The 22,133-nt window shown below is 73.6% G+C and carries 17 protein-coding genes, 1 tRNA gene, 1 other RNA gene and 1 pseudogene; 7 read left to right on the forward strand and 13 right to left on the reverse strand.

Going from position 1 to position 22,133, the window contains the following annotated elements:
• Positions 1-69 precede the first annotated feature (69 nt).
• The 5 genes from J116_RS13380 to ffs all read right to left on the reverse strand — a co-directional run bounded on the left by J116_RS13380 (position 70) and on the right by ffs (position 8,033).
• The gene (locus tag J116_RS13380) at positions 70-1,536 is read right to left on the reverse strand and encodes a N,N-dimethylformamidase beta subunit family domain-containing protein (protein WP_023587572.1); all 1,467 of its coding nucleotides are present in this window, start codon (positions 1,534-1,536) and stop codon (positions 70-72) included.
• A 310-nt stretch (positions 1,537-1,846) separates the two neighbouring features.
• Positions 1,847-3,739 carry a M48 family metalloprotease gene (locus J116_RS13385; protein WP_028964021.1) on the reverse strand — a complete coding sequence of 631 codons (1,893 nt, stop codon included), beginning with the start codon at positions 3,737-3,739 and terminating at the stop codon, positions 1,847-1,849.
• A gap of 338 nt (positions 3,740-4,077) precedes the next feature.
• Entirely contained in the window at positions 4,078-5,331 is a 1,254-nt protein-coding gene (gene purD / locus J116_RS13390) for a phosphoribosylamine--glycine ligase (RefSeq protein ID WP_023587574.1), read from the reverse strand.
• A gap of 61 nt (positions 5,332-5,392) precedes the next feature.
• Positions 5,393-7,819, reverse strand: a complete 2,427-nt coding sequence (locus tag J116_RS13395; protein ID WP_023587575.1) for a DNA polymerase III subunit gamma and tau — start codon at positions 7,817-7,819, stop codon at positions 5,393-5,395.
• Positions 7,820-7,934: 115 nt separating this feature from the next.
• Positions 7,935-8,033: signal recognition particle sRNA small type (gene ffs, locus J116_RS13400), an RNA gene on the reverse strand.
• 73 nt (positions 8,034-8,106) lie between these two features.
• On the opposite strand from ffs, the gene J116_RS13405 reads away from it, so the two are divergent.
• Positions 8,107-8,194 (forward strand) — tRNA-Ser (locus J116_RS13405).
• Between the two features lie 55 nt (positions 8,195-8,249).
• Here J116_RS13405 and J116_RS30900 read toward each other — a convergent pair.
• Positions 8,250-8,759: pseudogene (locus J116_RS30900) on the reverse strand (tyrosine-type recombinase/integrase); the annotation flags it as partial.
• Between the two features lie 23 nt (positions 8,760-8,782).
• On the opposite strand from J116_RS30900, the gene J116_RS29905 reads away from it, so the two are divergent.
• Positions 8,783-8,950, forward strand: coding sequence for a hypothetical protein (locus tag J116_RS29905; protein WP_023587577.1), 168 nt, complete (start codon positions 8,783-8,785; stop codon positions 8,948-8,950).
• A gap of 181 nt (positions 8,951-9,131) precedes the next feature.
• Here the strand turns inward: J116_RS29905 and J116_RS29720 are convergent, their stop codons facing one another.
• Both J116_RS29720 and J116_RS13420 read right to left on the reverse strand, forming a co-directional pair.
• Positions 9,132-10,457 carry a Yip1 family protein gene (locus J116_RS29720; RefSeq protein ID WP_161492116.1) on the reverse strand — a complete coding sequence of 442 codons (1,326 nt, stop codon included), beginning with the start codon at positions 10,455-10,457 and terminating at the stop codon, positions 9,132-9,134.
• A gap of 634 nt (positions 10,458-11,091) precedes the next feature.
• Positions 11,092-11,574, reverse strand: coding sequence for an MSMEG_6728 family protein (locus tag J116_RS13420; RefSeq protein ID WP_023587579.1), 483 nt, complete (start codon positions 11,572-11,574; stop codon positions 11,092-11,094).
• A 250-nt stretch (positions 11,575-11,824) separates the two neighbouring features.
• Here J116_RS13420 and J116_RS13425 point away from each other — a divergent pair, with 250 nt between their 5' ends.
• The 5 genes from J116_RS13425 to J116_RS13445 all read left to right on the forward strand — a co-directional run bounded on the left by J116_RS13425 (position 11,825) and on the right by J116_RS13445 (position 16,073).
• Complete coding sequence (locus J116_RS13425) at positions 11,825-12,274, forward strand: hypothetical protein (RefSeq protein ID WP_023587580.1); 450 nt, start codon at positions 11,825-11,827, stop codon at positions 12,272-12,274.
• 105 nt (positions 12,275-12,379) lie between these two features.
• A complete protein-coding gene (locus J116_RS13430) occupies positions 12,380-13,285 on the forward strand; it encodes an ABC transporter ATP-binding protein (RefSeq protein ID WP_023587581.1) in 906 nt (301 codons plus the stop codon).
• Positions 13,282-14,058: an ABC transporter permease gene (locus tag J116_RS13435; RefSeq protein WP_023587582.1), complete on the forward strand. Its 777-nt coding sequence runs from the start codon at positions 13,282-13,284 to the stop codon at positions 14,056-14,058. The genes J116_RS13430 and J116_RS13435 overlap by 4 nt, the downstream gene beginning before the upstream one ends.
• Before the next feature lie 7 nt (positions 14,059-14,065).
• Complete coding sequence (locus J116_RS13440) at positions 14,066-15,316, forward strand: sensor histidine kinase (protein ID WP_023587583.1); 1,251 nt, start codon at positions 14,066-14,068, stop codon at positions 15,314-15,316.
• Positions 15,309-16,073 carry a response regulator gene (locus J116_RS13445; RefSeq protein ID WP_079147719.1) on the forward strand — a complete coding sequence of 255 codons (765 nt, stop codon included), beginning with the start codon at positions 15,309-15,311 and terminating at the stop codon, positions 16,071-16,073. Before J116_RS13440 ends, J116_RS13445 begins: the two co-directional genes overlap by 8 nt.
• A 25-nt stretch (positions 16,074-16,098) precedes the next feature.
• Here the strand turns inward: J116_RS13445 and J116_RS13450 are convergent, their stop codons facing one another.
• The 5 genes from J116_RS13450 to J116_RS13470 form a co-directional block, all read right to left on the reverse strand.
• Complete coding sequence (locus J116_RS13450; RefSeq protein ID WP_023587585.1) at positions 16,099-16,578, reverse strand: hypothetical protein; 480 nt, start codon at positions 16,576-16,578, stop codon at positions 16,099-16,101.
• 457 nt (positions 16,579-17,035) lie between these two features.
• A complete protein-coding gene (locus tag J116_RS13455) occupies positions 17,036-18,313 on the reverse strand; it encodes a COG1361 family protein (protein WP_023587586.1) in 1,278 nt (425 codons plus the stop codon).
• Between the two features lie 266 nt (positions 18,314-18,579).
• A complete protein-coding gene (gene cobM / locus J116_RS13460) occupies positions 18,580-19,332 on the reverse strand; it encodes a precorrin-4 C(11)-methyltransferase (RefSeq protein ID WP_023587587.1) in 753 nt (250 codons plus the stop codon).
• Positions 19,329-20,552, reverse strand: a complete 1,224-nt coding sequence (locus J116_RS13465; protein WP_028964023.1) for a bifunctional cobalt-precorrin-7 (C(5))-methyltransferase/cobalt-precorrin-6B (C(15))-methyltransferase — start codon at positions 20,550-20,552, stop codon at positions 19,329-19,331. The genes cobM and J116_RS13465 overlap by 4 nt, the downstream gene beginning before the upstream one ends.
• A gap of 432 nt (positions 20,553-20,984) precedes the next feature.
• A complete protein-coding gene (locus tag J116_RS13470) occupies positions 20,985-22,079 on the reverse strand; it encodes a MerR family transcriptional regulator (RefSeq protein ID WP_023587589.1) in 1,095 nt (364 codons plus the stop codon).
• Positions 22,080-22,133: the final 54 nt, after the last annotated feature.

Consider the following 22,133-nt stretch of genomic DNA (forward strand, 5'->3'; position numbering starts at 1 on the left):
GTCTGTCCAATCGGCTCCGATTCTCCCGCACGGGGGGAGAGAGGCCGTGGCCAGGGGTGCAGGGACGTTCTAGTCGCGTTTGCAGATGCGGTCCAGCAGGTTCGCCGTGGCGCGCTGGACGGCCGGATCGACATGACCCGGCCGGTCCAGAGCGGGGGACCAGCCGAACGTGCCGGATGCGAAGACGAGTGCCCCGGACGGGGCCCGGTAAAGGGACGTCTCCTGGTGGCGCCGGGCTCCGGCCGCGTCCAGGTAGGGCGAGTGGGCCAGCAGGATGCGGCGCTGGTGCTCGGGCAGCGCCGTGCGCGGGAAGTACCGGTCGGCCTCCCCCGCGACCAGGCCCGGCAGCTCGTCGCCCTCGCCCGCGCCCGTCGCCTCCCACAGCCAGTGGTCGGCGTTCCGTACGACCAGGGGGTGAGGCTCCGGGACCCGGCCCGCGTACTGGATGCCGAGCAGCTGCTGCTCCGGCCGGTCCGCGTCCCGCCACAGCGCCGACCGGCCGGGGCCCTGGCGCTTGCGGCACGTCAGGAGGCGGTCGGGGACGCCCGACGGGGACGGGGCCAGCTCGACCTGCCAGTACATCGTGTTGGCGGAGAGGAACACCAGGGAGGTGCCGCTGTCGCGGGCCTCCTCCACGGCGCGGCGCAGCGGGGCCGACCAGTACTCGTCGTGGCCCGGGAAGACCAGGCCCCGGTAGCGGGTGGGATCGACGCGGCCGGAGTGCAGGTCGGTGGCGTTGGCGTAGGCGAGGTCGTAGCCGTACCGCTCGGCCCAGCGGATGACGTCGTACGCGTGCCCGATGTGCAGGGGCAGGCCCTGACCCGCGTACGGGCGGTCGAAGGAGAGGGTGACGGCCGCGTGCGCCTCGCCCAGCAGGCGGCCCTCGTCGTCCCACGCGTGGTAGAGGCTCGCGCCGGTACGGCCGTCCTCCGGGTACAGGTTGTACGCCTGCCAGGTCATGTCGGGCAGGACGAGCAGCAGGTCGGCGGGGTGCCCGTCGCGGACGGTGAACGGGACGTGGGAGCGGTAGCCGTCGGCGGTGGTGAGGACGGCGACGTACGCGCCCGTGGACCAGTACGACGGGATCTGCAACCGCCAGGAGAGCCACCAGTGGTGGCAGGAGACCGTGCGGTCGGCCGTCAGCGGCGGCGGCTGGACGATGCCGGAGAGCCGGGGGCTGGTGGTGATCTTGGAGGCGCCGTCGCCGCCGTAGTGCCCGACGCGGTAGACGTCGGCCGAGAACTGCTGTGGCGGGTTCACGGTGATGCGGAAGTCGATCGCCTCGCCGGGCGCGACGGCTCCGGTCGAGGCGAAGCCCTTGATCTGGAGGCGCACATCGTCGGCGGCGCGGGGCCCGTTGCCCCGGTCGTCGCCCGGGCGGCGGGTGGGCCGCGCGTACCAGGGAGTGATCAGGCCGTCCTCGCCCACGTACTGCTCGGTGCCGCGCAGCCAGGGCAGCGGGCCCTGGCCGAACGGGTCGTTCACGGCATGGGCCAGCGCCCCCGACTCCCACCGGCCAACCTGCTCCGTCCCCATCTGCGCCCCCTCCCTCGACTCCCCCGACGTCCCGATGGCCCGGTGGTCCTGGCGGCCCCGGTGCCCTGGTGTCCCGGCGTCCCGGTGTCCGGCGACCCGACGCGCTGGGCGTCGGCCCACAGCACATCACATAACGCACGCGCTCCGTCACCCGTCGTCGCGAATTGGCGCCAACGGAACGGAGCGTCCCCGGCGCGCGGGGGCAGGGGGCGCGCCGATTCTGATGGGGCGGTCCCCGAGTGCGGGCGCCGGGTGCTCCTGCCGGACCTGGAGGTGCCGCAGCGGGTGCGGGCGGCTCGGGGGCCGGGCGTCAGGCCAGGCGTACCGGCTTCTCGGGGCGGGCGCCCACGGACGCGAGCCAGCTCCGCAGCGGCTCCGGGTCGGCGTCCTCTATGAGGGCGAGCACCCCGGGGGCCACGTCGGCCCGCCGCCTGTCCGCGCCGTCACCGTCGCCCACGAGGAGCACGGGCCCGTCCAGCCAGTCCAGCCCGGGCGCCGCACCGGCCGTGTCCACGGCGGCGCAGCACACGACGGCCAGGACGTGGTCGGCCAGCAGCTCCCGGCCGGTACGCGGCGGTTGCAGCGGCAGCAGGGGCAGCTCGTCGGCGCCCCAGATGGCGGGCACGGGCCCCGCGGGGGCCTCCGCCTCCGGTGCCGCGTCCGCACCGGGAGCGGGCAACGGCCCGGCAGCCGGCTCGAACGCGGCGGTCGGCACGACGGGTCCCGCCGCCCCGGAGCCGCCCGGGCCCTGGGAAGCCCCGGAGCCCGGGTTCTCGGAAGCCCCGGAGCCGTCGGCGCCCGTGGACTCCCCGGACCACAGGGAGCCGATGCCCTGGGAGTCCCCGGCGCCCTTGGAGCCGTAGGCCGTCCTCCGGTCGTCCTCGCTCTCCCGCGCCGCCGCGCCGTGCGGGGTGCTCTCCTCGCGGGACTCGCGGGACTCGCGGGACAGTTCCGCGCTCAGCGCCGCCGCCACCGTCTCGCCGTCCGCCGTCGCGAAGTGGTCCAGGACCCGCGTCAGCGTCGGCCCCTCCGGCGCGGCGCGGGCGCCCAGCCGGTCCAGCACGCGGTGCAGGCGCGCGGCCTCCGTACGCCACTTCCGGTCCACGACCTCCTCCGGGTACCGCTGCCAGTCCACCGGCGCCCAGCCCGGCCCCGGCTCGGCGGGCCCGCCGTGGAAGAGGCGCGCGGCCAGCAGGGACGTCGCCTCGTCCACGAGGCCCGGCTCCTCCAGCAGGTCGCACGCCGGACGCTCGCCCAGCCGCGACGCGAATCCCTCCGCCAGCCGGTCGCGCCGGGACAGCTCCGTCAGCGCCGACACGACACCGGCGTCCAGCCGCGACGGCCACCGGCCCATGCGCCAGGCGGGCAGCGCCACCCGGGTCAGCAGCCGGTCCCAGCCCGCGTACGCGAGGCCGACCTGCTCCTGGGCGACGATCCGCAGCCCGTAGTCCACCGCCTGCGCCCGCTCCGACGCGGCGGCGGCGACCCCGCGCTCCATCTCGGCGGCGTGCTCCCGTACGCCCCGCAGCATCGTCCGGGCCGCCCCGGCCACGGCGCGCGCGACAAGGCGCCGCACCGGCCCCAGACCGGGCCGCCCCGGCAGGGCGACCGCCGCGTCGAGGCCCCGTACGAACCGGCGCGCGGCCGCTATGTCGGGGTGGGCGGACGGCCCCGTACCGGCCACGACCGGCGCCAGCACCGCCCGCAGCTCGCCGACCCGCATCCACCACAGGAACGGCGACCCTATGACCAGCACCGGAGCGGCGCCCGCCGTCCCGTGCGCCCCGCCGGATATCCGGTGCGCCGGGTGCGTACGGTCCTCGAGCCAGCTGTCGCAGTCCGGCGTCAGGGCTATCGCGGACGGCTCGGGCACCGCCAGGCGCGCCGCCAGGTCCCGCACCATCCCGTACAGGTCGGGCGCGGACGACTCCGCGATCTCCACCGTCGGCGTGAGCGCCGGGCGGGCCCGCGCGACCACCGCGCCGACCACCGCCGCGGCCAGCAGCACGGCCAGCGCGGCACCGGACACCACCCACCGGGCGGCATCCCACGCGGGGCCCTCCAGCTGGCCCGTCACCCCGCCGGTCAGCAGGACGACCGCCACCGCCGCCGGAAGGAGGGCGACGCCCAGGGCCCTGCCGCGCACGCGCAGCACGGCCAGGGCATGAGCGCGCGCGGCCCGCGCGCCCCGCTCCTCACCCATGGCGCCCAGGGCACTCGTCGCGCCCCTGCCCGCGCTGTCGGAACCGGGACCGAACACAGCCGTACGTCACCCCCTCCACCCCTGCGGCGGTTTTGCTCACTCCCCCACTGTGACACCCGCCACTGACATCGCAATGCCGGTGGGCCAAGTGCCGGAACGCCTGCGCGGCACCCTAGTTGGGGCGTCGGCAGGCGTCATTCGGATGGGTGATCCGTCACTCGATGGAATGGCTTGGGCAGGGCTGGGGGTGGTTCGGGGCGGTGGTGGGTGTAGGGAGGGCCCGGGCGCGTATCGCACCCGGGCCCTTCCCATGTCCTGTTCGGCCCGAAGGCGTCGGGTCAGCTCTGCCCGGCGGCCGTGCGGGCGATGTCCGTACGGTGCTGGGAGCCGTCCAGGCGGATGCGCCCGACCGCCGCGTACGCCCGCTCGCGCGCCTCGGCCAGGTCCGCGCCGGTCGCGGTGACCGACAGGACCCGCCCGCCCGCGCTCACGACCGCGTCGCCGTCCCGCTTCGTACCGGCGTGCAGGACGTACGCGTGCGGGGCGTCCAGCTCCGCGACCTCGTCCAGGCCGGTGATCGGGTCGCCGGTGCGCGGCGTGCCCGGGTAGTTGTGCGCGGCGACGACCACGGTGACGGCGGCCTCGTCGCGCCAGGTCAGCGGCGGCTCGGAGTCGAGCGTGCCGTTGGCCGCGTGCAGCAGGACACCGGCGAGCGGGGTGCGCAGGCGGGCGAGGACGACCTGCGTCTCGGGGTCGCCGAAGCGGGCGTTGAACTCGATGACCCGCACACCGCGCGAGGTGATCGCGAGCCCCGCGTACAGCAGGCCGGAGAACGGCGTGCCGCGGCGGCGCAGCTCGTCCACTGTCGGCTGGAGGACCGACGCCATGACCTCGTCCACGAGCTTCGGGTCCGCCCACGGCAGCGGCGAGTAGGCGCCCATGCCGCCCGTGTTGGGGCCCTCGTCGCCGTCGAGGGCGCGCTTGAAGTCCTGGGCGGGGGTGAGCGGCAGGACGGTCGTGCCGTCGGTGATCGCGAAGAGGGAGACCTCGGGGCCGTCGAGGTACTCCTCGATGACGACGCGGTCGCAGGACAGGGCGTGGGCGCGGGCCTGCTCCACGTCGCTCGTGACGACGACGCCCTTGCCCGCGGCGAGGCCGTCGTCCTTGACGACGTACGGGGCGCCGAACGCGTCGAGGGCGGCGTCGATCTCGGCGGGGGTGGCGCAGACGTAGCTGCGGGCCGTGGGGACGCCCGCGGACGCCATCACGTCCTTGGCGAACGCCTTGGAGCCCTCCAGCCGCGCGGCCTCCTTGGAGGGGCCGAAGCAGGGGATGCCCGCCGCGCGTACGGCGTCGGCGACACCGGCGACGAGCGGCGCCTCCGGGCCGACGACGACCAGGTCTGCTTCCAGGTCACCGGCCAGGCGGGCCACGGCCGCGCCGTCGAGGGCGTCGACCTGGTGGAGCTCGGCGACCTCCGCGATTCCGGCGTTGCCGGGCGCGCAGTGCAGAGCGGTGACGTCGGGATCGAGGGAGAGGGAGCGGCACAGGGCGTGTTCGCGGGCGCCGCCGCCGATGACGAGGACCTTCACGCCAGCCAGGGTAGCCCGGCGGGCGGCCCGCTCTTTGTGCGGGCCACCGAGCGGACGCTCCCTACTCGTTCGTATATTCCTCCACCACGGTCGCGCCGAGCTCGCGGACGATCAGGTCGTGGCCGGACAGCGCGGAGTCCACGAGGTCCGGGTCGTCCTCTTCCGGTACGTCGTCCTCGGGCGCGACCGACTGCGGCGCGGCGGGGCGGTGGGCGTCGTACCCGCCGGGCCCGGCGCCTTGTCCGGGGCCGTTGCCGGAGCCGTTGCCCGCGCCGGGGCCTGTGGGGCGGGTGCCGGGGCCCGTGCTGTGACCTGCGGGTCCGGCGGGGGCCGCGCCGGGGCCGTTGCCAGGGCCTGTGCCGCCCTGTGGCGGCTGGTGCGGGCCGGGGGCGGACGGGGGCTGCTGTACGGGGCGGGGGGCGCCCTGCGGGCTGTGCGGCGCCTGCGGCGCGGCGTACGGGGGCTGCGCGCCCTGCGCGGGCGGGCCTCCGGAGGCGGGGCGGCCGTAACCGCCCTGGTGGGAGGGGGCCTGCCCGGCGCCGCCGGACGGGTCGACGATGGCCTCGATCTTCCAGTTGACGTGGAACTGCTCGGCGAGGGCCTGCTTGAGGACCTCCTCGCTGCCGCTGCTCGCGAAGTTGTCGCGGGCGCCGGCGTTGAGGAAGCCGAGCTGGAGGGTCGTGCCGTCGAACCCGGCGACCTGGGCGTTCTGGCTGAGGAGGATCCAGGTGAAGCGGCGCCGGTTCTTGACGGCTTCGAGGATGCCGGGCCACATGTTGCGCACCTGCACGGCGCCCTGCGCCATCTCGGCGGAGACGGGGGCGGGGGCGGCCGGTGCGGGGGACGCGGCGGGGGCGGGCGCCTGGGACTGGTGCTGCGGGGGCTGGTGCGGCTGGGGCTGCGGGTCGGCGGGGCGGCCCTGGCCGGGCGCGGCGGCGGAGGGCCAGGCCCCCGGCTGCCGTACGCCTCCACCACCGGCACCGGGTGCGGCGGCGGTCGGCCAGGCGCCGGGGGCGCGGGATGCGGGCGGCGCGGCGGGGGCCGTGGCGGCGGGCGCCACAGGTGCCGCGGGCTCAGCGGGAGCAGAGGGCGCAGCGGGAGCCACGGGAGGCGCGGGCGGCGCGGCAGCGGGAGCCACAGGAGGCGCGGGCGCCACAGCAGCGACACCCGGAGCCCCCGGAGCGGCGGCGGGCATCCCCGGCTGTCCCGGCTGCCCCTCGCCGCCCCGGACGGCGGCACGCGCGGCGGCGACCCCGCCGCCGTCGGGCACATGGGCGCCGGGCCCCGGCACGTACCCCACGGCGGGCCCGGCACCGGCGGGCTGCACGTGCATGCCGCGCTCGAGCCGCTCCAGGCGGGCCTGCACGGAACGCTCGTCGTCGAACGCGGCGGGCAGCAGCACGCGCGCGCAGATCAGCTCCAGCTGGAGGCGCGGCGATGTGGCGCCGCGCATCTCGGTGAGCCCGGTGTTCACGATGTCGGCGGCGCGGCTCAGCTCGGCGGCGCCGAACGTGGACGCCTGCGCCAGCATCCGCTCCATGACGTCGGCGGGCCCGTCGATGAGCCCCTTGTCGGCGGCGTCCGGTACGGCGGCGAGGATCACGAGGTCGCGCAGCCGCTCCAGCAGGTCCGCGACGAACCGCCGCGGGTCGTTGCCGCCCTCCACGACACGATCCACGACCTCGAACGCTGCCGCCCCGTCCCCGGTGGCGAACGCCTCGACGACCGCGTCCAGCAGCGACCCGTCGGTGTACCCGAGGAGGGAGGTGGCCATGGCGTACGTCACACCGTCCTCGCCGGCGCCGGCGAGGAGCTGGTCCATGACGGACATCGAGTCACGCACCGACCCGGCACCGGCCCGCACGACGAGCGGCAGCACGCCGTCCTCGACGGGGATGCCCTCCTGCCCGCACACCTCGGCGAGGTACTCGCGCAGCGTGCCGGGCGGGACGAGCCGGAACGGATAGTGGTGGGTCCGCGACCGGATCGTGCCGATGACCTTCTCGGGCTCGGTCGTCGCGAAGATGAACTTGAGGTGCTCCGGCGGCTCCTCGACCACCTTCAGCAGGGCGTTGAACCCCGCCGACGTGACCATGTGGGCCTCGTCGATGATGTAGATCTTGTACCGGCTGCTGGCGGGCCCGAAGAACGCCTTCTCGCGCAGGTCACGGGCGTCGTCCACACCACCGTGCGACGCGGCGTCGATCTCGATCACGTCGATGGAACCGGGCCCGTTGCGCGCGAGGTCCCGGCAGGACTGGCACTCGCCGCACGGCGTCGGCGTGGGCCCCTGCTCGCAGTTCAGGCACCGCGCGAGGATGCGGGCACTGGTCGTCTTGCCACAGCCGCGCGGCCCGCTGAACAGGTACGCGTGATTGACCCGGTTGTTCCGCAGCGCCTGCTGCAACGGGTCGGTGACATGCTCCTGCCCGATGACCTCGGCGAAGGTCTCGGGTCGATAGCGGCGGTACAGCGCGAGGGACGACACGCTTACGACGATATCGGGCCGCACCGACAACCGGACCGCCCAAGATCGACACGACCGCGCCCAGGGGACCTCCCGCAAGATCCGCGCCACGTGAGGCCCGGGCCCACGCCCCGACAACGCAAGCGCCCCCCACGCACCCGCCAGAGCCGACCTACCCTTGCTGCCTTCCGGCCCTGGGGGAGTTCAGTCAGATAGCGCCACGTGAGGGGCTGGGCCCCAGCGTACCCGATCCGTCGCCGGGGGAACGAGTTCGCGAGCACCCCTCGGAGTCATGTAATGTTCCCGGCGGAGGATTCGCCTAGAGGCCTAGGGCGCACGCTTGGAAAGCGTGTTGGGGGCAACCCCTCACGAGTTCGAATCTCGTATCCTCCGCCAGTGCCTCACCGGGCACGATGTCGAAGGGCCCCACCGTTCGCGGTGGGGCCCTTCGACGTCGTCTGTCCACAGTGGAGTCTTCCGGGGCTCCCGAGATGGCGCGCTCGATCTTCCGGGCCGCCTCCTTGAGCATCGGATCGGTCACGTGCAGGTAGCGCGCCGCATCCGGGGGGCGCCGCCCGGCTCCCAACCCATGATCTGGTCGATGACCCGGTCCGGGACGCCGAGCAGCATCAGCACGGTGCCCGCGGTGTGCCGGGCATCATACGGCGCCTGCCTCGGACGCCGGCGTCTTCCAGCAGCCGCTTCCAGTCGTGATAGTCGGCTGTTCGAGCTGAGCGGCCCGCCTAACGGCTTGGTGAACACGGCCTGCGCCTCCCTGGGAGCGGAGCATTACGCCCAGCGGACCGGGAGGGGCACAGCGCGACGCCCGGCACGTGACTTCGCGTTCTTCGTCTCACGCCGCCCCCACACTCTGGCCGGGCACTAGCCAACCTGCCGCCCGCAGGGTGCCGCCTCGCCGCCCCGTGCTCGTACTCTTCGGCCGCAACCAGTGCCGGCGCAGCAGCCCGACCCCACTCGTTGTTGTTGGCCTTCAACGAGCTGAAGACGCCCCCGCACGCCGACAAGACGACAGGCGGGCCCTCCATCGGCGGCGCCGACAAACCCGGCAAGGAACGCGCCCTGAGCGACACGGGCGCCGATGTGGTCGTAACCGCCATGGCCGCTGTGTCCGAAGCGCTGGACTCCGCATAGCCATGAGCGCGCTTGTTCGGCCAACCTGTGGCCAAACAGGCTCACCTCGGAGGGCCCCGAGGACGAAAACACCAGTGCATAAGCTGGGATGGCCGGTGATCGCTGACCGGTTTCGAAAACCATTGCGGCGCACCCAGCACGTCACATCTCTCTCCTGACGGCGAGCGCGCGGGAGATCGGTCTACGATTTAGACTTATTGAGCATTCCTTGGACAGGCACCGCCGAGCTTACGGCAACCCACCCAAGATCATACCTGCTCCTTTCCGTTTCCAATTCCTCGAGGTTTCCATAAACGTCATAGATTGATTCACCCTTCTGCCTCTCCTTAAAGCTGAAAGATGAAACCAAGGCGTCCGGCTCCTCTTCTGGAGACCAGAAAGCGACAACATATCTAGGCTTGCGGGTTACATTTATCAGGTTGTTGTTATGGCGCACAACACCGTGGTAAATAAGCTGCTCTATGCATTCTTCAGGGGGGCAGTAGTAGTCAGCTTCCCCCTTCAGCCAGGAAGCCTTGGGAGAATAGAATCCACCGTCATTCTTCCCGCGATCATGCCTCAAGAATGCGAGCTGCAAGCGGGCTTCCAGCGTTTCATAGTCCGCTTTCTTGGGAAACTTCACCATCGCCTCCTTTCTGAATTCTTCTCCGGGTGCCAGCGTCGACCCCGGACCCTGAAATTGCCCGGATTTGATTCGCGTCTTTTTGACATCGCTTTCGTAGCTTCCTGCCTCCAAACCCCACCAGTCATCTTCCCAGCCCTTCTTCCACTCCTTCATCTTCTGCCCCGCTGCAGAGAACTTGGCCGCGCGGCCATAAACGGTGTAGTCGTCAACGAGGACAATTGCAGGGACTCCTCCGTTGTTCTTCGCGTAGAGCCTGAGCGGCACGAGCACATAGGGCAGATCGGGCCCGGTTTCAGGGTTTCCGAACTGCACCTGCAGGGTGATATGCATAGGGGTGGATGTCGGCTGATAAAGAGTTGAATACCCCAAGCTGACCGCCGTAAGAATCGCAGTGACCGTAACGCCTAGCGCAAACTTCCTGGGATACGGTATTTGCTGCCAAACTTTTTCGCGAATGAGGACACAGAGAGCCCACAGAGACCAGAGCCACAGCGAAAGGAAGGCGAAAAAGCCAAGTACGAGTTCTCGCTCTTGAAGCCACAGGAATAGCAAAAGGCTTGAGGTGGCCAATGCGATGAGCACTCCCAGGAATACCAGAGAACCCGAAAAGGTCAGCTGCCGCTTGCCCCAGTGGTCGACGACTGCGAGCGTCGCTATCCCCTGCTCGGCAGCTGCCAGTAGAAACAGGATTCCAACCAGACGTTGGGCGAAGGTAAGGGCTCCCAGAGCATCCGGCCAGCCGATTACCGCGTGCAAAGTCATCGATCCGAGCAGCCCTAGAACCATGAGAGTTATGACTGTACGGCGTCTCCAGGCGTTGTCAGGCCATGCGCTGCTGTCACCGCCACGCCAGTAGACGCACGCCTGGTCCTCGATGTCCATGTTTTCGGGATAGTTGTGGCTACGGAGTATCTGCCGCATCTCATGCAGGGACCACGCGCTGCCCACGGTGTTTCCGTTGATCGTGATCTCACGAATACCGCGACTGTCGGGTGGCTCCACAATCACCCATGGCCGAATGCTCATGCGTTTATCTTCGGTTCCTCGTTGGCCATTGACGCGCCGGACTACTCCGTTCGGCCGATGCCCAGGTCCGCCTCGCTGGGCTTGATCTCAGTGGGGGCAGCCGACTGCTGCGAGGCGCTGTCGACGAGCACGAGGCGGTACTGGATCTCACGGAGCCTGGCGAACGATGCAGATGAGGTGGTTGAAGGCGCGCAGTAAACACGTCGGATGGCCGTCGGCTCCGACATCAAGAGTCACGTACAGCCGCATACCTCGCCTGCCCAACACCGTTCATTACCCCAGGGCGGCCGCCGATTGACTGGCTTGCGCCCGTGTCGGGGTCGCCTCCTTCCTGATCCACCCAGCCTCGTTGTCCTGGTCTTTGTCCAGCCGCCAGTGCCTCACCGGGCACGATGTCGAAGGGCCCCACCGTTCGCGGTGGGGCCCTTCGACGTATGTCCGTGGCGGGCGTGTGGCTCGTGTTCCGGGGGTCTCGTGGCCGGTGGGGCGGTCAGGCGGGGTGCAGCGGGGTCTGGCGGTCCGAGGCGGGCCAGAGATAGGGGAGGTCGCCGGGGACGCCGGGGAAGACCGGCGCGTAGACCTCGGGGTCCTTGCGCACCAGGGCCGATCTGTGGCTGCGGTGGAAGGCGGTGTCGCCCAGCCACGGCGGGAGTTCCCCGGCGGCCGCCAGGTCGTCCTGGGCGCGCACCGGGGTGTGCGGGTGCAGGGCGGCGTAGCCGGAGACCAGGGACGCCGCGCAGCTGTCCTGGTGGCCGAGGTCGCGCCAGACGTGGCACACCTCCAGGCCGTACCGGACCAGCGCCTCCTCGTAGCCGGCCCACATGCGGACCGCCGGGTGCCGGCGCCACCCGTAGCCGGGGACGGTCAGGCCCCGCAAAACCTGGAGCGCCTCCACCCGCTGCTTGCCGAGCCTGCGGCGGTCCAGGGCCCGCGCGGAGGCCCGGAAGTCGGGGTACGGCAGGAAGGTCTGCATCGGTCGCCCCTCGTACGGCGTGCGCGGATGCCGCGCGGGTACCACGCCGGGCACGGGCACATGCCGGGCGCGGACCACGCGGGGCGGGGGGTGCGGGCTGCGGGGGCGGGCGCACGCTCCGGGCGCGGACCATGCGGGGCGGGCGCACGCTCCGGGGGCGGGGTGGGCGTACGCCGTTCGGTGGCGTCCTGGATTCCCGCGGCCGTTCCGGGGGACCCGTCCGCGCGACCGGCAACGGAACGGCGGAACCATGCACACCCACCAGGACGGCCCCGACCGGGCCCACCAGCGACCCGAGGGCCTCACCGACGTGCTCGTGGAGGCCCTGGGGTCACTGTCGAAGGCGCGCGAGACGACGGAGCGGGCACGCGGGCACCTCTACGCGTTCCACCAGCTCACCGGCACGGCCGACCTGGAGCTGGACCGGGCCGTGGCGCTGCTGCGCGAGGCGGGCCACCCGGAGTGGGCGCAGCGGGTGGTCACGGAGATCCTGGGCCGCAACGTCATCCCCGGCCACTGGTCGTTCCAGGTCGTCGAGGCGTACGACGACACGTACTACGAGCCGTTCCGCACCCTGGAAGGTGCCGCCGTGGACGAGCTGGCCGGGGGGCGCCGCCACCTGTACGAGGCCGAGATGAAGGAGGACCGCCGCACCGCGGGCCACCCCGACCACACCGCGCGCCCCGGCACCTCCGGCTGACGGACCGGCCCGGAGGGTCGTACCGGGCATCAGCCGATCGGATGATGCCGGGTCTGGCGGGCTGGTGGATACCGCGCGGCGCCCGGGGGCGGGAGGCTCTCGGGCATGGGGATTATCGAGGTCAGGGACCTGCGGAAGGTCTACGGGGACAAGGTTGCCGTCGACGGGGTGTCGTTCGACGTCGAGGAGGGGGAGGTCTTCGGCATCCTCGGGCCGAACGGCGCGGGCAAGACCACCACCGTCGAGTGCGTCGAGGGGCTGCGGCGGCCCGACGGCGGGAGCGTGCGCGTCGCCGGGTACGACCCCGCCGCCGACCGGGACGCCGTCACGCGGCTGCTGGGCGCGCAGCTCCAGGAGAGCGAGCTCCAGCCGAAGATCACCGTGCGGGAGGCGCTCCGGCTGTACGCCGCCTGCTACCCGGACCCCGCGGACTGGAGGGTGCTCGCCGAGCGCCTCGGGCTGACCGACCGGCTCGGCACCCGGTTCGCGAAGCTGTCCGGCGGCCAGAAGCAGCGCCTGTTCATCGCGCTCGCCCTGATCGGCAACCCCCGGGTCGTCGTCCTGGACGAGCTGACCACCGGGCTCGACCCGCGCGCCCGCCGCGACACCTGGCAGCTCATCGAGGACGTACGGGACAGCGGCGTCACCGTGCTGCTCGTCACGCACTTCATGGAGGAGGCCCAGCGGCTGTGCGACCGGATCGCCCTGATCGACAAGGGCCGGGTCACCGCGCTGGACACCCCCGCCGGGCTCATCGGGCGCACCGCGCGCGGTACGGAGATCTCGTTCGTCCCGTCCGCCCCGCTGGAAACCGCGCTCCTGGCCGGGCTGCCCTCCGTCGCCTCCGTCGCGGAGCGGGACGGCGGCCGGGTCGTCGTCCACGGCACCGACGACACCGTCCACGCCGTGCTGTCCCTCCTCGCACGGCTCGGCATCACCGCCCTCCACCTCCGCGTCACCGAGGCCACCTTGGACGACGCCTACCTCAACCTGACGGGACTGGACGCATGACCGCCCTCGCACGCCCCCGCCCCACCGCAGTCAAGGGCAGCGCCACCGCCGTCCTCGCATCCGAGGCGCGCCTCTTCCTGCGGGACCCCGCCGCCCTCTTCTGGATCCTCGTCTTCCCGACCGCGCTGCTGTGCGTGCTCGGCGCGATCCCCTCGTTCCGGGAGCCGTCGCCCGATCTGGGCGGCCTGCGCGTCATCGACCTGTACGTACCGATCACCGTGCTGCTGGCGATGATCACGTCGGCGATCCAGTCCATGCCGCCCGTCCTCACCGGCTACCGCGAGCGGGGCATCCTGCGCCGCATGTCCACCACGCCGGTGCGGCCCGGCGCGCTCGTCGGCGCGCAGATCGCCCTGCACGGCGCCGCCGTGGCCGTCTCCGCGCTGCTCGCCCTCGCCGTGGGCAGGATCGTGTTCGGCGTCGCCCTGCCCGGTCACCTCCCCGGGTACCTCGTCGCCTTCGCCCTGGCCGCGCTGGCCACCCTGGCGCTCGGCAGCACCGTCTCCGCCGTCAGCCGCACCACCAAGATCACGCAGGCGGTGGGCTCGGCGGTGTTCTTCCCCGCGATGTTCACCGCCGGGGTGTGGCTGCCGGTCTCGGCCATGCCCGACACCCTTCAGCGGATCGTCCACCTCACGCCGCTCGGCGCCGCCGCGCGGGCCCTCGACCAGGCCGCCGCGGGGGGATGGCCCTCCTGGACGCATCTGGGGATCATGGCGCTCTGGGCGGTCGCGCTGATCGCCGCGGCACGGCGCTGGTTCACCTGGGAGTAGGGCGGGAATGAGGACGACGCTCGAGGAGCGGTGGGCGCAGTTCCACCGGTACGGCCCCTACATCGCGCTCGGTCTCTCGACGCTCGTGTCCGCCGCGACCGCGGACCTGTTGATGACCCGGCCCGAGATGTACGCGGCGGGGGCCCTGCTCCTGGTGTCGCTCGTCCTCCAGGTGTGGTGGACCCGCCGGACCCGCACGGTGCCCCCGCCGCGTGACGGGCGGGGCGGCGGCCGGGTGGCCGGTGTCGCGGGGCCGGTGTACTTCGGCGTCCGTACCCTCCTGGCGTTCGCCCTCACCTGGCTCAACCCGTTCTTCGCCATCTACGCCTCCCTCGGCTACTTCGAGTCCCGGCGCGTGCTCCCGCCCCGTGCCGTCCGCGCCGGGCTCCTCGTCACCGCCGTCACCATGGCCGGCTCCCAGTCCGGTGGTCTGCCGCCCGCCTCGTCGATGGGCTGGGCGGCCTTCGGGACGCTGTTCCTCTTCAACTCCGCACTCGCCGTCGTGATGGACCACATGGAGTGCAAGGAGTTGGAGAAGGCCGCCGAACGGGCCGCGACCATCACCGCCCTGGAGGCCGCCCTCGCCGAGAACGCCGCCCTCCACGCCCAACTCGTCGTCCAGGCACGGGAGGCGGGCGTCGCCGACGAGCGCCGCCGCCTCGCCGCCGAGATCCACGACACGATCGCGCAGGGCCTCACCGGTGTCATCGCCCAGCTCCAGGCGGTCGCCACCACCACCGACCCGGCGCTGGCGCGCCGGCACCTCGACCGCGCGCAGGCCCTGGCCCGCCGCTCCCTTGGTGAGGCGCGGCGCTCCGTGCACAACCTCTCGCCCTACGCCCTGGAGCACGACACGCTGCCCGAGGCACTGAAGAAGACCGTCGCCGAGTGGGCCGAACGCACCGGTGTGGAAGCCCGGTTCACCGTCACCGGCACCGAGGAGCCGCTGCACGACGAGGTCGCCGCGACCCTCCTGCGGATCGCCCAGGAGGCGCTCGCCAACGCGGCCCGCCACGCCCGCGCCGACCGGGCGGGCGTCACCCTGTCGTACATGGGCGACGAGGTCACCCTGGACGTACGGGACGACGGGCGCGGCTTCGACCCGCTCGCCGTGCCGCCGCGCACCGGCACCGGCGGCTTCGGCCTCGACGGCATGCGTGCCCGCGCGGAACGCATCGCGGGCACGGTCACCGTCGAGTCGGAGCCCGGCCAGGGCACGGCGATCAGTGCCCGCGTACCGTTGGTGCGCCATGACTGAACGCGACGCCGCGACCGGGGGGAACGTGACCAGCGAGGACGTGAGCACGAGGTCCGGGACCGGAAGACCGACGACCGAACGGCTCGACGGCGCCCCGGTCGTGGCCGACGAGGTCGGGACCTGCCCGCCCGTCACGCTGCTGATCGTCGATGACCACCCCGTCGTACGGGACGGTCTGCGCGGCATGTTCGCAGCCGACCCCGGCTTCCACGTGCTGGGCGAGGCCTCCGGCGGGGTTGAGGGCGTCCGGCTCGCCTTGCGCCTCGACCCGGACGTCGTGCTGATGGACCTGCGCATGCCCGCCGGGAGCGGGGTGGAGGCCATCGCGGAGCTGTCCCGGCTCGGTGCCCGCGCCAAGGTGCTCGTGCTCACCACGTACGACACGGACTCCGACACGATCCCCGCCATCGAGGCGGGCGCGACCGGCTACCTGCTCAAGGACGCGCCCCGCGCGGACCTGTTCGCGGCGGTGCGGGCGGCCGCGGAGGGACGGACGGTCCTGTCGCCCGCCGTCGCCTCCCGTCTCTTCTCCGCCGTCAGGAAACCGGCCGTACCGGCGGGCGAGACGCTGTCCGCCCGCGAGCGCGAAGTCGTCGAACTCGTCGCCAAGGGCATGTCCAACCGCGAGATCGCCCGCGAGCTGTTCATCAGCGAGGCCACGGTCAAGACCCATCTGACCCATCTGTACGGCAAGCTCGGCGTGAAGGACCGCGCGGCCGCGGTGGCCGTCGCCTACGACCGGGGCATCCTCGGCTGATCCCGTACCGCGTTCCGCCGCCGCCCTACGACGGCGTGCGGGCGGCGCCCCGGGGCCAGACGACCTCGACCGGGATGCCCCGCGCGCGGGCGAAGGCGACCAGGTGTGCCGTGGCGTCGCGGCCGTTCGTCGGGGAGCCGTCCCAGACGGCCAGGAGGCGGCGGCTCGTGGTGATCATGCGCTCGTCGGCCCCCACGCACGCGTCGCGGCCCTCCGGGTCGTACGGCATCAGGCGCATCTGCTCGGCCAGCCGGAGGAGTTCGCCCGCCGCGTGGCGGTCGCGGTGCGGGAGCACCGCCGGTACCGAGCCCTGCGCCGGCACCAGCACCACCAGGGGCCTGCCCGCCTCCCGCGTGGCGCGGCCCGCCGCCACCGGCAGGCCGGGCCCGACGCGTACGACTCCCTTCGCCCCGTCCTCCTGGCGCTCCAGGCGGGTGCGCAGCTCCGCCTCGACCAGGTGCAGCGTCTGTGGGGTCAGGTCGGTGTGCCCGACCATCGCGATCACCTCGCGGCTCGCTTTCCGGCCATGGCGCCTCCCGTTCGTCCGTCGTCCGCGTCCGCCAGTGAACACAGGAGACGGAAGGAGCGGAAGGGCGCATCGGGCCCCGTCGGGTGCGCGGTGGGGACCTTGGGCCCCTCGCGGGGGGACTTCCGGCTCTGCGGGGGCCGGTGCGCCCTGTGGTTGTGTGGGCGCCGCGGGACGGTGTGCCCGGCTCGGCGGTGCCTCCCCGTCCGGACGGCGACGGCCGGGCACACCCCCGTCCAGGCGCCCCGCCACGCCCCGTACGGTCCAGGGCCGCTCCCGCTGCCTCCGGGACGTCCCCTCGCGGGCGTGTGGGCACTCCCGCGCCGGTACGCCGAAGGCCCCGGCCGCGCGGGTGCGGTCGGGGCCTTCGTACGGGCCGTTCAGGCACCGGGGACCCTCGGCGCCAGGGCTCACGCGCCCCGGGGCCTCCCGTTCGTCAGGCGCCCGTCGTACGGCGGCGGCGCGTGGCGAACACGGCGGCCGCGCCCAGCGCCACCGCGGCGCCGCTCGCGGCGGCGAGGCCGCCCATGGCGTCGGACGAGCCGGTCTTGGCGAGCGTGCCGCCCGTCGTGGTCGTCGTACCGCCGGTCAGCGGCGTGGTGGTGGTGCCGCCCTGCTGCGCCGGCGTGTTGGGCGTCGTGGTGGGCGGGGGCGTCACGGTGGGCGCCACGACCTGGAACTTGTGGGACTTCGACGTCGGGTTCAGGGCGCAGTCGTCGCCGCGCTCGTAGTAGGCATCCACCCTCAGCGAGCCCGACCAGTTCTTCAGCGAGGCAGCGGGGTTCAGCCGCAGCTTGAAGTCCGCGTGGGCGCCGGGCTTCAGCGCGCCGACGTTGACACCGATGCCCCACGAGTTCCAGTCGCGCCACTTGTCGGACGTGGCCGTGCGGTACTGGGGCTTGAAGAGGGGGACGAGCTCCTTGCTGCCGGGCTCCAGGGTGACCTGCCCGAACGCGCGGTCCACCGCCTCGCCGGTGTTGTTCGTGACCCGCACCGTGAGGTCCACGGCGGTGCCGGCGGTGACCTTCTCGGGCAGGCCGGTCAGTTCGGCGACGAAGGCGTCGTCCCCGGCGCACAAGCCGTCGTCCTGGTCCTTCTTCGCGTCGGCGAGCGCCTTCTCGGCGGCGGCCAGGTCGGCGGCGGCCTTCTTGACGGCTTCCCCGGCCAGGTGGTCCGCCTGGAAGGCGGCCACCTGCATGTCGGCGAGGGCCTTGCTGGCATCGGCCTGCTGCCGGTCGGCGGCGGCCTTCACGGACGCGGCCTTCTCGGCGGCGGTCTGCGCGTCCGTGACGGCCTTCTCGGCGGCCTCGCGCTCCTCCTCGGTGGCCGTGTCGGGCAGAGCCGCGAGCTTCGCCTTCGCCTCGTCCAGGGCCTTCACCGCGGCGGTGTGCGCGGCGGCCGTCGCATCGGCCTCCTTCTTGGCGGCGGCGGCCGCGAGGGCCTCCGGCGTGGTGTCGGAGACCGCCACCAGCAGCTTCTCGTAGGCGGCCTTCTTGGCGGCCACCGCCGCCTCGTGCGCCTTGCGGGCCTTGGCCACGGCCTTCTCCAGGTCCGCGATCGACGGGCCCTTCGTGAACGAGGACGGCTCGGCGACGGCCGGGAGCGCGGGCGGCGGGGTCACCGTGGTCGCGTACGCCGGGGCGGCGGCGAGGAGGAGGAGCGGCGCGGTGACAGCAGCGGCGACGGCCGTTGCGAGAGTACGTGTGGTCTTCACGGGTGCTCTTTCTCGGGAGCGGGCGTCGTGAACGCGACGGTGCACGTCGGTGGTCGTACGATCCTACGGACGAAGCATCCTGGGGCAGACCGGAGTTGGGCGCGCGCCAGCCCGCCCGGTCACGGAATGAAGCACTCCGCCACCGGGCATTGCGGGCAATCGGCGCAGTTGCCCACGCACCCCCGGTTTTCTGTGTGGGGATTCTCATCGGCGCCCGGGCGGCCGCCGCGACCGGTCCGGCGCGGCCCGGCGCGGCCCGGCGCGCGTCAGTCGCAGACGTGCCGGTCGCGCTCGGGCGAGTACAGGTGGCTGTCGCGGAACTGCGTCGCGGCGAGCGTCCGGCCGACGAGGATGACCGCCGTACGCGTGATGCCCGCGGCCTTCGTCTGCGCGGCGATGTCCGCGAGGGTGCCGCGCAGCACCAGTTCGTCGGGGCGGCTGGCCATCGCCACGACGGCGGCCGGGCAGTCCTCGCCGTAGTGCGGGACGAGTTCGGCGACGACGCGGTCCACGTACCGGGCCGCGAGGTGCAGCACCAGCAGGGCGCCGCTGCGGCCGAGGGTCGCCAGGTCCTCGCCCTCCGGCATGGGCGTCGCCTGCTGCGCGACGCGCGTCAGGATGACGGTCTGGCCGACGGTCGGAACGGTCAGCTCCCGCTTGAGGGCCGCCGCGGCCGCCGCGAACGCCGGTACGCCCGGCACCACCTCGTACGGGACACCTGCCGCGTCCAGGCGCCGCATCTGCTCCGCGACCGCGCTGAACACGGACGGGTCGCCGGAGTGCAGCCGCGCCACGTCGTGGCCGGCCTCGTGCGCGGCGACCAGCTCCGCCGTGATGGCGTCCAGGTCCATGCGGGCCGTGTCCACGAGCCGGGCGTCCGGCGGGCACTCGGCCAGCAGTTCCTCGGGGACGAGGGAGCCCGCGTACAGGCACACCCGGCAGGACGCGAGGGTACGGGCGCCCCGCACCGTGATCAGGTCGGCGGCACCCGGGCCGGCACCGATGAAGTAGACCGTCATTGCTGTTCCTCTGCTCCCGCCTTCGTTACGGACCACTGCGTGACCGGCATCGCCTGCCGCCAGCCGGTGAAACCGCCCACCGGCACGGCGTGCGCGACCGCCAGCCGTACGAGCTCGCCGCCGTGCCGCCGGTACCGCTCGGCGAGCAGCGCCTCCGACTCCAGCGTCACGGTGTTGGCGACCAGCCGTCCACCGGGGCGCAGCGCCGCCCAGCAGGCGTCGAGCAGGCCGGGCGCGGTGAGGCCGCCGCCGATGAACACCGCGTCGGGCGCGTCGAGTTCCGCAAGCCCGGCGGGTGCGGCGGCGGTGACCACGCGCAGGCCGGGCACGCCGAGGGCGGCGGCGTTGCGGGCGACGCGACCGGCGCGTACGGGGTCGCGTTCGACGCTGATGGCGCGGCAGGTGCGGTGGACGCGCATCCACTCGATGCCGATGGAGCCCGAGCCGCCGCCGATGTCCCACAGCAGCTCGCCGGGGGCGGGCGCCAGCGCGGCGAGCGTCGCGGCGCGGACGTGGCGCTTGGTGAGCTGCCCGTCGTGCTCGTACGCGTCGTCCGGAAGCCCCGGTACGGCTCCGAGGCGCGGCGCTCCGGGGGCTCGGACGCACTCGACGGCGACGAGGTTCAGGGGGTCGCCCGGCGGGTGCGGCCAGTCGTCGGCGGTGCCGTGCAGGGCGCGTTCCCGCTCCGGGTGGCCGAGCTGCTCCAGCACGCTCAGGCGGCTCGGGCCGTAGCCGCGGGCGCGCAGCAGGGCGGCCACCTCGGCGGGGGTGGCGGCGCCCGCGCTCAGCACGATGAGGCGGCGGCCGTCGTGGAGGGCGGCGGACAGGGTGTCGAGGGGGCGCCCGACGAGGGTGACCGTCTCGGTGTCCTCCTGCGGCCAGCCCATGCGGGCGCAGGCGTACGCGACGGAGGACGGGTGCGGCAGGACGCGCAGCCGGTGCGGGCCCACGGCCTGGGCGAGGGCGCGGCCGATGCCGTGGAACATGGGGTCGCCGCTCGCCAGGACGGCGACGGCCCGGTCGGCGTGCGCCGCGAGGAGGGCGGGTACGGCGGGGCGAAGGGGGCTGGGCCAGGGGACGCGCCGGGCGGTCACCTCGTCCGGGAGCAGGTCAAGCTGGCGGGGGGCGCCGCCGATCACCACGTCGGCGGCGCGCAGGGCGGCGCGGGAGGGCTCGGGCAGGCCGGGCCAGCCGTCGGCGCCGATGCCCACGACGGTGATGACGCCTTCATGGGCGTCCCCTTGACCGGCACGTCCACGCGGCGCGGCGCCCTCGGCTTGGGCGGCGCCCTCGGCTTGGGCGGTGCCCTCGGCTTGGGCGGTGCCGTCGTGGGGGGGTCCCTCGGCTGGGCCGGGATCGGCGGCGGGGCCGGGGCTGGGGGCGTCCTGGCTGCTGGGTGGCCTGCTCACGGGCCGGAACCCTACCGGCCGGGTGCGGCGCGGGTACGTGCCGGGGCCACCAGGACGTTTCCCGAACCCGCGGGCCCCACACCGGCGCCGCTACCCGGTACGGCCCCTGCCCTGGGCCCGCCCCCGGGCCCCCCGTGCGGCAGGCGCTGGGACCGGCACCCGGCAAGTCCGCTGTGCCCACCCGTCCCGCCCCTGGGCGGACCAGCTACCCGCAGCGGAAGCGGCCCGCAGCGGCCCAGGGGCTCAGCCCGCTACATGGGCCACCGCGCAGGCGGTGTTGTCCGGGGCGCCGTGCGCGTGGGCGGCGGCCACCAGGAGGTGGGCGGCGTCCGACGGGGTGGCCGCCGCGGCCAGTGCCTCCAGGACCTCGGCCTCCGGGACCACAGCCGACAGCCCGTCCGAGCACAGCAGGTACCGGTCCCCCGCACGCGCCTCGTGGAGCCGTACCTCCGGGGCGCGGCCCGACGCCTCCGCCCCGTCCAGCGCCCGCAGCAGCAGCGCGCGCTGCGGGTGCGACGCGGCCTCCTCCGGGGTGAGGCGCCCCTCGTCCACCATGGCCTGCACCACGGTGTGGTCGTGCGTGACGCGGTACAGCCGCCCGTCGCGCAGCAGATACGCCCGGGTGTCACCCACATGGACCAGCGCCAGCCGCGACCCCGTCCACAGCATCGCCGTCAGGGTCGTACCGGACTCGTCGTAGCCGCGCACCGCCTCGTTGGCGCGCAGCACCGCGTCCTCCAGGGCGTTGAGCAGGTCGCCCGCCCGGCCGGGCGCCATGGCCTCCAGGGGGCGGAGCGCCTCGATGGCGGCGGCCCCGGCGTCGGCGCCGGACGCGCCGTACCCGTCGGCGACCGCGAGCAGCCGCTCCCCGGCGTACGCGGCGTCCTGGTTGGTCTCGCGCACCAGTCCGCGGTCCGTGACGGCGGCGTACCGGATGGTCAGTTCCCTCGTGGTGGTCATCGTCGGGTCCTCGTTTCCCGAGAGGCCTTCCGGAAGGTCTCCCGAAAGGTGGTCCACGAGGAAGGAGGCCAGGTCACGGCGGGCCGCCGTGTCGGCTTCGACGCGGGCCCAGTACGCGCGGACCTCCCGCGCCGCACCGGCCCTGTCCGACGCGTCGTACAGGTCGCACACCGCGCCGATCCGCGCCAGCGGCATCCCGATCCGCCGCAGCCACGCCACCAGCCGCGCCCGCTCCAGCTGCTCCGGCGCGTAGTAGCGGTAGCCGCTGTACGGATCGACCCGGACCGGCCGCAGCAGACCCAGCTCGTCGTACCGGCGCAGCGCCTTCGCGGACAGCCGGGTGGCGTGCGCGAACGCGCCGATGGTCAGCAGGCCCACGTCCCGTCTCCTCCCCCGCCGGGCTCCCCGCCCGGCACGCACCACGCTCCGGCT

The organism is Streptomyces thermolilacinus SPC6 (genome assembly GCF_000478605.2).
Lineage (GTDB): Bacteria > Actinomycetota > Actinomycetes > Streptomycetales > Streptomycetaceae > Streptomyces > Streptomyces thermolilacinus.

Bases quoted from the DNA above. Each gene is read 5' to 3' on its own strand.
- J116_RS13380 (WP_023587572.1), bottom strand. From the start codon at position 1,536: ATGGGGACGGAGCAGGTTGGCCGGTGGGAGTCGGGGGCGCTGGCCCAT.
- J116_RS13385 (WP_028964021.1), bottom strand. From the start codon at position 3,739: ATGGGTGAGGAGCGGGGCGCGCGGGCCGCGCGCGCTCATGCCCTGGCC.
- J116_RS29720 (WP_161492116.1), bottom strand. From the start codon at position 10,457: ATGGACATCGAGGACCAGGCGTGCGTCTACTGGCGTGGCGGTGACAGC.
- J116_RS13420 (WP_023587579.1), bottom strand. From the start codon at position 11,574: ATGCAGACCTTCCTGCCGTACCCCGACTTCCGGGCCTCCGCGCGGGCC.
- J116_RS13425 (WP_023587580.1), top strand. From the start codon at position 11,825: ATGCACACCCACCAGGACGGCCCCGACCGGGCCCACCAGCGACCCGAG.
- J116_RS13430 (WP_023587581.1), top strand. From the start codon at position 12,380: ATGGGGATTATCGAGGTCAGGGACCTGCGGAAGGTCTACGGGGACAAG.
- J116_RS13435 (WP_023587582.1), top strand. From the start codon at position 13,282: ATGACCGCCCTCGCACGCCCCCGCCCCACCGCAGTCAAGGGCAGCGCC.
- J116_RS13440 (WP_023587583.1), top strand. From the start codon at position 14,066: ATGAGGACGACGCTCGAGGAGCGGTGGGCGCAGTTCCACCGGTACGGC.
- J116_RS13445 (WP_079147719.1), top strand. From the start codon at position 15,309: ATGACTGAACGCGACGCCGCGACCGGGGGGAACGTGACCAGCGAGGAC.
- cobM (WP_023587587.1), bottom strand. From the start codon at position 19,332: ATGACGGTCTACTTCATCGGTGCCGGCCCGGGTGCCGCCGACCTGATC.